Annotated in this window: 7 protein-coding genes; 2 read left to right on the forward strand and 5 right to left on the reverse strand. The window is 62.5% G+C overall.

Annotated features, from left to right (window positions below):
- Position 1 precedes the first annotated feature (1 nt).
- Both WAB17_RS14205 and WAB17_RS14210 read right to left on the reverse strand, forming a co-directional pair.
- Complete coding sequence (locus tag WAB17_RS14205) at positions 2 to 997, reverse strand: glycoside hydrolase family 16 protein (RefSeq protein WP_435417989.1); 996 nt, start codon at positions 995 to 997, stop codon at positions 2 to 4.
- 92 nt (positions 998 to 1,089) lie between these two features.
- Entirely contained in the window at positions 1,090 to 4,374 is a 3,285-nt protein-coding gene (locus tag WAB17_RS14210) for a TonB-dependent receptor (protein ID WP_435417990.1), read from the reverse strand.
- 276 nt (positions 4,375 to 4,650) lie between these two features.
- Between WAB17_RS14210 and WAB17_RS14215 the strand changes: the two genes are divergently transcribed.
- A complete protein-coding gene (locus WAB17_RS14215; RefSeq protein ID WP_435417991.1) occupies positions 4,651 to 6,174 on the forward strand; it encodes a tryptophan halogenase family protein in 1,524 nt (507 codons plus the stop codon).
- Positions 6,175 to 6,732: 558 nt separating this feature from the next.
- On the opposite strand, the gene WAB17_RS14220 is transcribed toward WAB17_RS14215, so the two are convergent.
- Both WAB17_RS14220 and WAB17_RS14225 read right to left on the reverse strand, forming a co-directional pair.
- The gene (locus WAB17_RS14220) at positions 6,733 to 10,266 is read right to left on the reverse strand and encodes a hypothetical protein (protein WP_435417992.1); all 3,534 of its coding nucleotides are present in this window, start codon (positions 10,264 to 10,266) and stop codon (positions 6,733 to 6,735) included.
- Between the two features lie 4 nt (positions 10,267 to 10,270).
- The gene (locus WAB17_RS14225; RefSeq protein ID WP_435417993.1) at positions 10,271 to 12,673 is read right to left on the reverse strand and encodes an SdrD B-like domain-containing protein; all 2,403 of its coding nucleotides are present in this window, start codon (positions 12,671 to 12,673) and stop codon (positions 10,271 to 10,273) included.
- Here WAB17_RS14225 and WAB17_RS14230 point away from each other — a divergent pair.
- The gene (locus WAB17_RS14230; RefSeq protein WP_435417994.1) at positions 12,663 to 12,833 is read left to right on the forward strand and encodes a hypothetical protein; all 171 of its coding nucleotides are present in this window, start codon (positions 12,663 to 12,665) and stop codon (positions 12,831 to 12,833) included. The genes WAB17_RS14225 and WAB17_RS14230 overlap by 11 nt on opposite strands.
- Positions 12,834 to 12,900: 67 nt before the next feature.
- Here the strand turns inward: WAB17_RS14230 and WAB17_RS14235 are convergent.
- A partial coding sequence (locus WAB17_RS14235; protein WP_435417995.1) for a DUF11 domain-containing protein occupies positions 12,901 to 14,076 on the reverse strand: 1,176 nt, incomplete at its 5' end.

A 14,076-nucleotide genomic window follows, 5' to 3' on the forward strand; every position in this document is an offset into this window, starting at 1 on the left:
GCTACTCGTCGCTCCCAGCTATGCAGGCCGTCCCGCTGCCCTCGTCCCTAACGTTGCCGGGCGCACATTGCCAGACGCGGACCCAGTCCACTTCCATGGTCTTGGGATAACCGCTTTCATCGACCCCGCCCTGCGCCCTGCCTTCGGCGAGGCCGCCGCCGATGGCGAGATTGAGGATGAGGTGGAACCGCTGATCAAACGGTGCCATCGGATCGGCGCTGGCGGTGGTGAACCAGTCCCCCGCACGCTTCGTGGCATAGGGCACCCCGTCGACGGTCCAGACGAATATCCCTGCGCCCCACTCCACGCCGAAGGTATGGAACCCTTGGTCGAGCACAGGTGGATAGGCAATCTCGGTGCTGGCAAACTTGTTGTCCGGCCACCCGCCGCCGAAATGCAGCGTCCCGAGGATCGTGTTCTCGCCGCCTTCCTCGCAGCCGCGTTCGGCGGGACATTCGACCCCCAGGTTGACCGCTTCGAGGATGTCTATCTCGCCCGATCGGGCCCACCCGCCGTAGGTATTGTCTTCGGGCAGCATCCAGATGGCAGGCCAGGTGCCCTGCCCCTGCGGCAGTTTCGCCCGGACCTCTATCTTGCCGTAACGCCAAGCCGCCTTGCCGCGCGTTACCATCCGCGCGCTCGAGAACGGTTTGACCGCCGTGGCGCGCGGATCGGGCTGTTGCGCCGCAAGATAGGGCGGAAAAGCCGGCCCGCGCGTGTCTTCGCGGCGGGCCACGATACGCAGGACACCCTGTTCTACCGATGCGTTGCGCGCGCTATCGGTATAGCACTGGCGTTCGTTGTTGCCCCCGCCCCAGCAGTCGATGTCGAAATCCCACTTGCTCCGGTCGATCCGGTCGCCGTCGAACTCGTCGGCCCACACCAGCGTCCACTTTGCCGGTTCACTTGCCGAAGAGGCGACCGTGCCCGTGGCACATCCGGCGCTCGCGGTGCAGAGAACGCCCGCCAATGCGGCCCTTGCAAGCTTCTTCCTCATCGTATCGATCCTATAAGCGATTGCCCGCAAAGGAAAAGGCGGGTTCCTGCAATCAGGAACCCGCCCTTGTTCGTGTACCGTCAGCGCATCGTTCAGAAGTCGAAGCGCGCCAGGAAAGTGAAGCGACGGTCGTTGCGGAACGCCGACCGGGTGATGCGCGTCCCGTCGAAGTCGACGACCTGGGTCGTCTCGGTGACGGAGTCGAGCAGGTTCACGCCCTGCACGCCGAGCTTGATCTGGTCGGTGATGGCATAGAAGATCGACGCATCAAGCTGGCCCGACGCTTCCTGCCAGATCGGCGAGAACGGGAAGATGTCGTCGCGCGGGGTGATCAGGAAATCCGACCGCCAGTTGTAGGCCGCCCTCGCCGCGAACGGTCCCTTCTCGTAGAACAGGGTCGCGTTGACGGTGTGCTCCGAGATCCCGGCGAGCGGCTGGAGTTCAGCGAAGGTGCTGCGCGCCGCGCCGCCGACCTGCGTATTGCCGAAGGCGCCGCCGTCCACATAGGTGTAGGTCAGCTGCGTACCGAAGCCGCTGAGCAGGCCGGGCAGGAAGTCGAACGTCTGCTGGTAGGCCAGTTCAACGCCCTTCAGCGTCCCGCCCTGCGAGTTCACAGGTCCGTTCACTTCGACCTCGAGCGTGGTTCCGCTAGGGCTCGTGTAGGGAACGAGGTCGATGCCACCGCTGACGATGCCTTCGATGTCTTTGAGGAAGAATGAGGCCGTCAGCGAGCCGACGTCGTCGAAATACCACTCGGCAGAAAGGTCGTAATTCCAGGAGGTTACCGGGCGAACATTGCGGTTGCCTGTGAACAGCTGGAACAGTGGCCCCGTTTCAAGCGTGCCTTCTGCGCGGAGGTCGTTGGTGTTGTCGCCGATTGCGCCCCCGGCGGTGAACAACTGCAGGTCCGGTCGCGAGATGCCCTTCGACACCGCGGCACGGAACAGCAGTCCCCCGCCAACATCCAGTTTCAGGTTGAGGCTGGGGAGCCAGTGGTCGAAAGTGATGTCCCGGTCATCGATCAGGAATTCGCCGGTAAAGGCGTTGGCAAATTCCTGCTGCCGCGCGGTCGACAGGCTGCAATAGCCCGGCAATGTCTGCCCGGGCGGCGTCTGGTTGCACTGGCCGACGATTTCAGCGACCTGGACCCGGCCGTCGCGATTACCGGCCGGCCCGTTGTCGAAGAAGAACCCGTTGGGGAAGCCGATCAGACCGCCCGTGCGGACCTTGGTTTCGACATAGCGAAGCCCGATGTTGCCTTCGATGTTCCAGCCGTTGTCGAAATCGGTCCCGAAATCGACGCGGGCGTAGGCAGCCTTGGTTTCCTCGCCGACGGTCGAAACCTCGGGCGGGCAGTAGGGATCGCACGGTACGACAGTGCCGTCGATCTGGGTGAACGAGCGCCCCTGGACGCCGAAGAACGGGTTCGGCGTCTGCGAGAACAGGTTGATTTCCTGGGCCTGCCGCTTCGAAGTGCCGGCGAGGTATTCGCCGAGGAAATCGTCCCCGCCGAAGAACCAGGCCGCCCCGTCCACGATCGGCGTCGGCGCATTGCCGCGCTGGAAATTACCGGCGAACGGATTGCGTACCTGCGCATAATTCGGGAAGTCGCTGATGTAGGCGCCACCCGCGATGGCAAAGTCCTGGCCCGGCAAGCCGGTGAAGAACCGGCCCGGCTGGAACGGGCAATTCGGGCCCGAGCCCCAGGGGGCGCAACCCGCACGACCGGCCCAGGGCGCGGAAAGATTGCCCCAGGTGCTGAAGTTGGTGTTGCGGTTGGTACGCTCGCGATCGCTCCAGCGCACGCCGAAGCGAGCCTTCTTGATGAAGCCGTCGTCGCTGATGTCGTACTCGCCATCGAGCCGCAGCGTGTCTAGCTCGCCTTCGTTGGCTTCGATGCTGTCGAGCAGGAACCAGTAGTAGGTGTAGAACCCGCTGGAGAAGTAATCGGCCGGTGCACCGATCGGCGCCAGGAACTCGATCTGCGGGGTGCTGCCGCTGGCGTCGATCGATACATCGGCCCAGGTGTTCATGGCACCGATGATCGAATCGCGGCTGAGATCGGATTCGACCCGTTGCGCTTCGAAGCTCAAACGTAACCGATCACTCACGTTCCACTTGATGTCGAACGAGAAATCTTCCGTGGTGGCCTGCGTATCACGCTGGAACCGCAGGGATTCCATCGGGATACCGCCGCGTCCGAACGGCGTGGCATAGGCATCGCCGGGCCGCTGCGTCAGGATACCGCTCTGGAAAACGCCGTTCTCGTCGAACTCCCATGTACTGCCCGCACGCGGGACGGGGAACAGGGCGTCGTCGTTCACCAGCGCGAGAATGGCGTATTCGTCGGTGTAGAACGATGTTTCCGAGCGCAGCCATTCGAATGTCGCCACGAAGTCGCCTGTCGGATCTTCGTACTGGATCGTTCCCGACCATGCCTCGCGGTCGCGTTCGAGATCGGTCGTGCGCACGCCCGCGCCCTTGGGAGCGATCACCGTGCCCGGAGGCGGGAAGTTGCTTTCATCGAAGGCCGGAGTGCTGCCGAAGCCGCCCGAACCCACCGAAAGCACGCGCTGGCACGGGCCGTTGAGCGTATCGGCGCGATAGCAGGGGTCGGTCAGCTGCGAGGCATCGGTGCGGCTGATGAGTTCGGAATTGGCATAGCCGAGCTGGACGCCCAGCCGTCCCGCATCGTTTTCCCAGACGTTCGAGGCGATGAAGGAGAATTCGGGCGACCATTCCTTCGCCAGGTCGCCGTAATTGGCGCCGACCGTACCGGCGAGCTTGAAGCCGTTGCTGTCGAGCGGCTTGCGCGTCACCAGGTTGACGATGCCGGAGATGCCGCCTTCGACCATGTCGGCCGTGACGTTCTTGAACACCTCGACCCGGCCGAGCAGTTCGGGCGAGACATCATTGAAGCTGAGTACAGTGCCGCCGTTGGCAGAGAAGATGTCTCGACCGTTGAGTTCGGACCGCACGAACGGCAGGCCGCGCACGATCACGCCCGTGCCCTCGACCGAAAAACGGTCAGGATCGCTGGTCTTCTCGAAACGGCCGATGTTCACGCCCGGCACACGCTGCAAAGCTTCGGCCACCGACCGGTCGGGCAAGGCGCCGATGTCTTCGGCGGTGATCGCATCGACGAAAGTGTCTGCATCGCGCTTGATATTCTGCGCGCTCTGCAGCGAGGCACGGAAACCGGTGACGGTGATCACATTCGCATCTTCGGCCGCAGTCTCTTCGGCCTCGGGCTCTTCCTCGGCATCCTGGGCATAAGCCGGCTGGGCCATCATGGCGCATAGCGCGATGGCCGAGGCGGTACCAAGCGCCAGCGTGCGGCGCGGAATGCGGTGCGATTCTATCGTGCGACGTGTCATGGCAAGGCGTGACAAGGCCTATCCTCCCTAAGCATCCATCCTGTACCTCGGGGCGACAGGATCCCCACGGACCACATTCGTATGCGTTGCCGTAATTGTCGATTAAACGAAATTGAGAGCGTTCACAAGATCAGAAATGAACGTTCACAATTATGCTGTGGCATGGTAGCCACAATGCGGGCGGTTTGCCGTTCCCGTGCCTACGTGCCTTGAGCCAGATGGCGGGCATGGCAAGGGGGTTGTAAGAATCTCGCACGTGAAGGGGATGTTGGACACATGGCTATCAGGCACATCGTGATTGTTGGCGGCGGAACGGCCGGATGGATGGCGGCCGCCGCGCTGTCGCGACTGCGCACCAACGGGCTGGTGGAGATCACCCTCGTCGAGTCCGAGGCCATCGGGACCGTCGGCGTCGGCGAGGCGACCATCCCTCCCTTCGTCAACTTCAACGAATTGCTCGAGATCGACGAAGCGGAATTGCTGTCGGCGGTCCAGGGCAGTTTCAAGCTGGGCATCCAATTCGTGAACTGGGGTCAGCTCGGCGACAGCTATATCCATCCCTTCGGCGCCTACGGCTACACGATGGGGGGAATATCCTTCCAGCACGTCTGGCACAGGCTGCGCGCCGCCGGTGACAAGCGGCCGATCCAGGCTTTCAATGTCGAAACCATGGCAGCCTATTTCGGGCGCTTCAGCCGGACGCCGGACTACGCCGGTGCAGCAGGGCGGGACGATCTACCGCCGGTGAACTACGCCTACCACATCAACGCCACGGCCTATGCCGGCTTTCTCCGCCGCTATGCAGAGAAACGCGGCGTCCTGCGCCGGGAAGGGAAGATCGTCGATGTCGCCCTGCATGGCGAATCCGGCGACGTGGCCTCCGTCAGGCTCGACAGCGGCGACGATATTGCCGGCGACCTGTTCATCGACTGCTCCGGGTTCAGGGGCCTGCTGATCGAGCAGGCCCTGCAGACGGGATACACCGAATGGACCCACTGGCTGCCGTGCGACCGTGCGGTGGCCTTGCCGTGCAATCGCGACGACGGCAGCCCTCCCCCGCCCTACACGCGCGCGACGGCGCATTCGGCCGGCTGGCAGTGGCAAGTGCCTTTGCAGCATCGCAACGGCAATGGACACGTATACTGCAGCAGCTTCATGGAAGCGGACGAAGCGCACGACATCCTGGTGGCGAACATTGCCGGCAAGCCGACCGCCGCCCCGAACCACCTGCGATTTGTCACCGGCCATCGCAACCGCTTCTGGAACCGCAATGTCGTGGCCGTCGGCCTCGCCGCCGGTTTCATGGAGCCGCTCGAGTCCACCTCGATCCACCTCATCAACACGGCGGTCGACAAGCTGGTATCGATGCTGTCGCTGGACGGGATCACCGATGCCCAGCGCGACACCTTCAACCGGCTGACTACCAGGGAATACGCCCGCATCCGCGATTTCCTGATCCTGCACTACAAGGCGACGGAGCGTTCGGACTCGGAGTTCTGGAACTATTGCCGCAACATGCCGGTGCCCGATACGCTCACCCAGAAGATCGAGCTGTTCAAGGCGACCGGACAGATCTTCAGGGAAGAGGACGAGCTGTTCACGGAAACGAGCTGGGCTGCCGTGATGATGGGCCAGCGCATTCCGATGCAGGGACACAACCCGATCGCGGACACCTTCGACCTGGCAAAGACCCGGGCCGAGCTAGACGAGATGGAACAGTCCATCCGCTACGTCGTGCAGAACATGCCCGGCCACGAACAATATCTCGCCCGCTATTGCCCGGCCAAGCTGGCCGCGTAACATCGTAGCCCCGTGCAGGGCCGGCAGCTCCGCCAGCCGGCACGGTGCAAAAGTGCAAAGAGGTGGTGGCGGTGCTGTCAGTCTAATCGCAATTCGTCTCTGCCCGGTAGGTCGACGTTGTGCCGCGATGAAAACCTAGCTCAACCGATTCGACAAGAGCCGCGCGCGCTGCCAGCCGCCGCCGACGGCAGCACAGGCGCACGTGATGAAGACGCTCCGTTAGCAGGGCCCTTTTCCCCGAAAGTCCTTAGCACACGGGCGCGTCCGCCCTCATCAATGCGCGCCAACCTGCCTAGCTCGCCATCACAGCCGCTTATCTCTACCTTGGTCGCCGCGGCGTCTTCCTCGGGTTCGCCTCGTTCGTTCGCAGGCCTCACTGTCACGCTTCCGGCGCCCGTGGCATCTCGATCATCTGCCTCCACCACATAAACTACCCCTGGCCGAACCGGCGGTTCAGCAGCGAGTGAGGGCGAAACCATTAGGCCTGACGCGAGAATTGCGATCAATTTCAGCCGCATGAAAAATCTCCAAATGCGTATTGTTTGTCCGCTCCACACACTAGAACTTTCCTAGCAGGTTCAGGAAGGGGCCATCGCTAGTGTAGCTTTGATCAGTGAGGTCGTCCGAGAAATCGGACCATGAATAGCCAATGCCAATCTTCACGTTGTTGCCGAGGTGACGATAAATTGCGCCGAGCGCACCAAGTCGCATGTCATCGGCCACCGTCACCCAAAGCGCCCTGCCTTCAGCAAGCAAATCCCACTCTTTGGCTACATTGTAGTCCAGCCTTACGACAGCGAGATGGGCATCGGAGCTAACAAATGTATCGGAATCACGGCCAAGCGAAACCCTGCCCTCGCGGTATCCGTATTTAGCGCCCAATGTCAGTCGCTTCGACAGGTCGAAGTTGACGTCCGCGCTGCCGATAATGCTGACCTGTTTCGGACTTTGAGCCTGGCCGGACCCTGTAAGTTGCCCGACCGGTCCGAGGTCTTCGAAATACTGGAACCGGATCAACGCGTTGACCCGCTCGTTCCCTACCGGTCGCCAAGCGAAGCCGGCAATCGCCTCTGTAAACTCTGCCGCCCGGACCGACGGACTTTCGTTCTCGGCCTGCGCCAGGTTGAGTTCGCCCAAGAAACGCCAATCCGGATTGACGGCATACGACAGATTGTTTCGCAACAGCCAGACGGTCTGCTCGCGGCCATTTCCAGTTTCGTCGCGCAGCTCGATCGAGGTCCCAAACCGAACAGCTTCTGTTGTGTACCCCACTGCAAGACTGGCAGCGGTACGCCGGAACACGCCAGTTGTAGCATCATCGATCCGTCCGTTTTCGAATGATCCGGTAACGCTCAGTCTTTCAGTCGGGTCAAACCGAAGCCCCAGGCTTCGGGTTAGCGACGGGGCGGATCCCCCGATCCCGACGCGGTTTTCTCCAAACACCGACAGGCTATCAGAGAAACGCTGTCGCGCCCCGACAGTCAGTGTACCGCGGTTGGATCGGGTGAAAATATTTGTCGCATCCAGTCCAGTATCGGTCCTGTCAGCGAATACCGCATAACCAACATACGCCTCCGACCCCTCGCCAAGGCGGTGGTTAAGCCGCAGGTCGGCTCCCAAGCCCCCATCGCCTTCGGATAATTCGCCGGCGAACGAGAGCCGGTCGGTCAATTCGGCCGTGAGACCTGCCCCGATGCGGTTGTTGCGGCTGCGGGAGGCGTCACGGTCAATCGTGGCCTGCCCGAATGCGCTGACTGTGTAGTTGTCACCCAATGGTCGGTACGCCAATTCGACCGCACCGTCGATCCGGCTACCGTCCTGCACGCTATTGTAGAGCAGGCCAGGGACGCGATCTTCCAGCCGCAGGCCGGCCGACGCGGTCAGCGTGCCGGTGCCCGCGCGGAAGCGGTTGGTCACGTCGACCACCCCGGTCTTGCTGGTACCGGCGCTGGCGGAGGACAGCTCGTCGTACTTGGCCGACAGGTTGCCCGACTGGCCTAGCGGCAGGTCGCCCGCCACGCCCCAGCGCTCGGTTTCGGCCGGGGTCAGACGTCCGGCGGAGGAAAACCCTTCGTCCTGGTGCTCGAAGTAGGCCGAGAAGCGCCCCAGGTTGCCTTGGCGACGGGTCAGTTCGGCAACGTCGACCGCCAGCTCGCTGCGCCATGCCCGGGCGACCCGGGAAGTCCCCGGTGCGGCAATATCGGTGAAGCTTAGACCGCCATCGATCGAATTCGACTGGCCGAAACCCGGACCTTCGGTCTGTGCGATCTCGCCCTTGAGGTAGGTGCCGGAAGTCAGCCGGAATACGGCATCCGCGCCGAGCAAGGTCTGGTCTGCCGCCTCGACGGTATCGCGCTGGGCGGTCAAGCCGATGCGCAGCTTGTCGGCCAGCCACAGCGCTCCGCGCGCGCCGAGGGTATAGCCCTCGAGGCTTGCGACCGGCGGCGAGTACTCGTAGCGCACCACCAGCACCGGGACATTGCCCGTCGAGCTGCCTTCGCGCACCGTGCTGCCGCTGGGCACGGTCGAGGCAAGCGGGGTCAGCAGGGTGAGCCGACCCTGGAAGGGGTCGAAGTCATAGTCCTGCTGCGGGTGCAGTTCGCGGCTTTCCAGCACGAGCCCGGTTTCACGGTCGCGCACTTCGATCCGCACGCGTTCCGACCCGACCGAGACGTCCTGCCGCTTGAGGAAATAGAGCGAGCCGCCGGTGCCGCGGAATTCCTCGCGGCCCGGGATGGTCCCCGGATCGGAAGCGAAAGCCAGCAGCTGGGCCTTGCGCTCCCCGAAGCTGGTGGTGGCGCCCGAATTGAGATCGACCAGCGCGCCGAAAAGGCCGCGATCTAGCTGGGCCAATTCGGCCCCAGTCACTTGGGCCGTGAAGTTGCCGACCACCAGCTGGCTGGCGTCCTTCTGGGCGCGCAGGTAGAACCGGCCCTGGGTCGGCGCATCTTCGACCAAGGTCGAGTCGTCGCCATAGGTGGGGTAATATTGCTCGGAGTTGAGCCGGCGGAGCAGCTGGCGCGGATCCTTGCGGTCGAAATTGCTGAAGAGATCTTCGATCAGCGTTTCACCGGTATCGACCGCTGCGGTGATCTTCACATCACCATCGACCACGCCCTTGGCATAGAATGCGGCGCGACCGATTGCGTAGGACCCTTCGGAGAGCGTATCGCCGCTGACGATGCTGGCCGGACCGCTGGAGGACGACTTACCCAGCGTCAAGTCGCCTTGCCCGACAATAAACCAGTCGCTGGAGGGCGCTACCAAGCTCTGCTTGACGCGCTTCACCTCGCGTCCATCTCGCGATATTACCACCTCCAGCTGTCCGTCCTCGCGTGAAACGATCTGCTGGGTCGCGAACCGGCCATTTGCATCGACCGGAACGGCGAGGCCCGAGACGACCACCCGCTCGCTAGCCGGGTCTACCCGGCCGGTAACGGTGGCCATCAGGCCCGTCAGGTCGATTGTCCGCCGCGCGGCTTGGTCAACGCTGCCGAACTCGGGAAACGTCGGGCGGGTACCGAAATCCATGTTATCGGCCACAACGCGGTTGACGATCGTCAATTCCTTCGGCGCGGTCTCGTCAAACTTGCCGTCCTTGGCGACTACCCGGTAAGTGAAGAACAGTGCTGAGGGCGCGTCGACCGGCACCTGCCACTGAGCGGCGCCGTTCTCATCGACCTTCAGCGTCGCCAGCGGTTCGGAGTCGGGCGACTGTCCATTGCGGAACACCCGGATTTCGCCATGATCGATGAACGAGGGATAGTTGCTGTAGGTCTGGAAATGCGCTTCTTCGCCGGCAACGGCGGTGCGCACATGGTCGGTCAGAACGGCATTGAGCACCGGTGTGACAACCAGCGTGTCCGCGCGAAAGCGAATCTCGTAGATGTCGTGCTCGGCTTGGGCTGCCACTGAACTAACGGGCTGGCCGCCGCTGTCTTGCGCGAAAGCCGTGCCTGAAAAGCTCACCATGGTGACGGCCAGCATGGAACCGTGCAGCAGCAGGGCCGTGCGCGCCGGACGGGGGTGAGCGACCACTTCGCAAAGGTGGCGCGGCATATCGCGGACAAACTGTCGGATCGGGTTGGTCATGGCTCTACTCCCCCTCGCCCAAGCGGTCGGCGGGGGTCTTTGCTTCTTGCGGGGCGACTCCGAAATTGAGTTCGCCAAACTTGCCGCGCGTCAGGCGGATGGAGCGAGGGTTATCGGTGGTCGGCTCCCAGCCAAGAGGCAGCGAGCGCGGGTCGAGCTTGAGCACGAAGTTCGAGCCGATGCGCGCATCGGGAACGGCGGCGCAGGCAATGTGGTAACGGCCGTATTCGTCGGTCGTGACGAGCTGGCCGTTGACCGTGACCAGTCGAGCTCCCGGCAGGCCGGGTTCGCCTTCGTCCTGATAACCGTTGCGGTTGATGTCCTCGAATACCTTGCCCAGAAGTTCGGAACAGTCAAAAACCGCGCTCGGCACGATCGATACGGTTGAAGTGCCTCGGTTCGAAATGACGCTTCCAGTAGCACCATTCTCGGCCACACCTGTGTTGGTCTTCTCGCCCGAGGCGATCCCTGCACCGACAACAAGGGTGAGCGTATAGCTCACTACGCCGTTCGCGGGTATGACTTGGTTGCGCCACACGAGTTCGCGCCCCGAGTTCGCTTCGACAGGTTCCAGCTGGATGCCATCGACCGAAGCGCTACCCAGAACGTACTTCATGCCCGGCGGCAAAATGTCGATCACATCGACACCCGCGCGCTGAACGTTTTCAGTGTTGCGGACAACAATCTCGTAAGGAACAAGGTCGCCGGTACCGGCGCTACGCCGAGGCGAGGTCTTGGTAACTACAAGAGGATCGCGGGTAAGGAATGGGTCGAGCGGTATGTGATTGTGCACGACATTAGGATCGCCCAGCTGCAGCCTGAAGGTCAGGTAGTAGATTGGCGAACCGTCGGTCGGCGGGTTAGCACTTGCCGCAACGAGGAATGGATCGCCACGACCTGTCGGGTCCAAGTCGCCAGCCTGCGGAAGAAGCACCGATGACGGGCTGGAGTAGCCGCTCGGTGGTGTGACAACGATCCGGTAGATGGTTTCGTCAACCGGGCATGCAGCATCGGCGCCGGGTACGATATCAAAGCGATAGGCGCCCGATGGCCCCGTCACCTGGCTGCGTTGGGAAGCGTCAATGAAACATGCGGCCGGTAACAGGTTGCCGCTGGCATCGGCAAGGCCGAGCGTGACTCCGGCAAGGGGATTGCGCGTTACCGAATTATAGACCACCCCCGATGGATCAATCGGCAAGTTCTGGTCGACGATCGTTTCATTCGCGCCAACGCGGATATCCGTGATCTGATCGTAGACAACATTGTTTTCCGGGTTCCGGAAGCGAACCGTGTAGCCGACGCCAGCCGGCAGGCCAGCAAACCTGTAGTTGCCCTGAATGTTGCTTGTCGTTGTCGCCACCAATTTGCCGTCGACGACCAGTTCGACGATCCATCCCGCTTGCCGCAAATCACCCTCATCGAGCCTGCGGTCGCTGTTGAGGTCGGAATAGACGGTCCCGGAAACGCTGCCCACTGCGGCCTCGACCACGATGGTGATGGTGCCTGTGGCACAGTTCGCAGGGTTGAGCCTTTCGCAGATCTGGTAGCTTATGGTGTAGGTGCCGGCTGCAGTGCCAGGCGGCACATCCACGTCACCAGTTTCCGGATTAAGCACCGGTACGCTGGCTCCGTTGATTGGCATGGCCGGGCTGGTCACCGTAGCGACAATGGCTCCCGTAGCGACGGACACACCATTGAGAGTGTCATTCGCGAACGCATTAATGATAGCCTTACCGCCGACAGCGCTATTCACCGGCACGGGAGCGTCGGAATTGGCAGAAAGGGGCGCTGCAACGACTGTGACGCTTGCGACTGCGGTCGCGCAGTTAGTCGGGTTGAGCTTCTCGCAAATCTGATAACCAATTGCATAAATGCCAGCTGGCGTACCAGGAGAGACATCTACAAGACCGGTTTCGATATTCAGCACGGGCACCGGCCCGCCATTCACTGGCGTCGCCGTTGACGTGATGGTCATGGCCACATCCGCAAGTTCGACTTGCTGGCCGTTCAGCAAGTCGCCAGGGATTACGTCGAGCACCCCCGCCGCACCGACAAGACCGTTGATACCGGATACTGCATCGTCGACAGCTGATATCTCTCCGGCCGTCACTTCAATCGAGACGGTTGCCGTTTTGCAGTTTGACGGATTTGCAATCTCGCATAGCGAGTAATCGAAGCTGTAGGTGCCCGCAGCCGTGCCCGATGCTACACTGACATTGCCCGTCGCCGGATCAAACGTCAGGCCTGCAGGCAGGTTGCTACCGTCGGCGAGTTGCAACACCCCATTGGCAGGACCGGCCTGCACGCCTCCGACAGTATCGCCAGCGAAGACATTCAGCACATTGGCCGCGCCCGCCGTCCCGTTTATTGCGGAAGCAGCGTCGTTTGCGGCGACTATGCTGGCCAAGATGGTGTTCGAATCCACCGCCTCATTGTTGGCCAAATTGGCCTCCAGCGCCCCGGCAGGTGCGGAAACCGAAGCAGTGTTGATGGTCGACCCAGACCAAGCTGCGACCGAGAGCGGCAAACCGACGACTGGAAGCGCGCTCGCCAGCAATCTGACGTAGCCTGAGAGTTTCCTACTGCGTCGGTTTGGAGTTGCCAGCTCCGTTCCGGTTTGCCGCCTCGTCATGTTTATTCCACCGTGCAGGAGTAGGTGATCGTCACGGACTGGTTCTGAGCGAGGCTGCCGAGTGTCACGCCGGAGCCCACCAGGTCGGCAATCGTAAAGCTGCCCGAAGGGATACCCGCACCCGAGAACGTCAACACATTGGTAGCGGGACAGGTCAGGCCAGCGCCGGGAACATCCCGCACAACCGCACCGGTTGCGGTATCCGGCCCAAGGTTTGTGATGGTGAGACTGTAGGTAACTGTCTCGCCCGAGAAGACGTCGGTCTTGCCGTCGGTCTTGGTGATCTCAAGATCGATGGAGGGCGCAACCGTAACCGTTGCCGTCGCGGTAGCGCAGTTGCCTGGATTGAGCTTCTCACAGATCTCGTAGACGATCGAATAAGAGCCCGCCGGAGTACCTGCCGGGACGTCCACGAGGCCGGTCGCCGGGTTGAGCGTCGGGACCGGGCCACCGTTAATCGGTGTCGCTGCGGTCGTGACCGACAGGTTGACGGAGCTGAGCGAGGCGGGAGCCCCGTTGAGCGTATCACCATCAAGCACATCGAGCACGCCTGCTTGGCCGGCAAGACCGTTGATCCCAGATACCGATTCGTTGTCTGCAGCAATCGAAGCTGCCTCGATGGTGATGCTGACGGTGTTGGACGCGCAGTTGCCCGGGTTGAGCTTTTCGCAGATCTCGTAGACGATCGAGTAGGTGCCCGCCGGGGTTCCAGCCGGGACCGAGACCTGGCCGGTAGCAACATCGAGCGTCGGGACCGGAGCGCCCGGGGTAGCAGGGGTTGCCGGCGTGGTGACCGTCAGGTCGACCTGAGCCAGGGTCACCGGTGCACCGTTCAGCGTATCGCCGTCGAGCACGTCGACCACGTTGGCAGAACCGGTCGCGCCGTTGACCGGCGGTGCGGTGTCGGGATCGGCAGCAATCGCCGCGGCCACGACCGTTACCGAGATGGTCGCGGTCTGGCAGTTGCCCGGATTGAGCTTCTCGCAGATCGTGTAGTTGAAGCTGTAGGTGCCCGCCGGAGTGCCGGCAGCGACGTTGACGTTGCCCGTGGCAGTGTCGAAGGTCAGGCCCGCAGGAACGGTCGAGCCGCTCGCCAGCGAGAGCACGGCATTGGCACTGCTGGCAGCAACCCCGTTGATCGTGTCGCTGGTGAAGGCGTTGACCACCGCGGTCGCGCC

The sequence above is a fragment of the Parerythrobacter aurantius genome (assembly GCF_045291475.1).
GTDB lineage: Bacteria > Pseudomonadota > Alphaproteobacteria > Sphingomonadales > Sphingomonadaceae > Parerythrobacter > Parerythrobacter aurantius.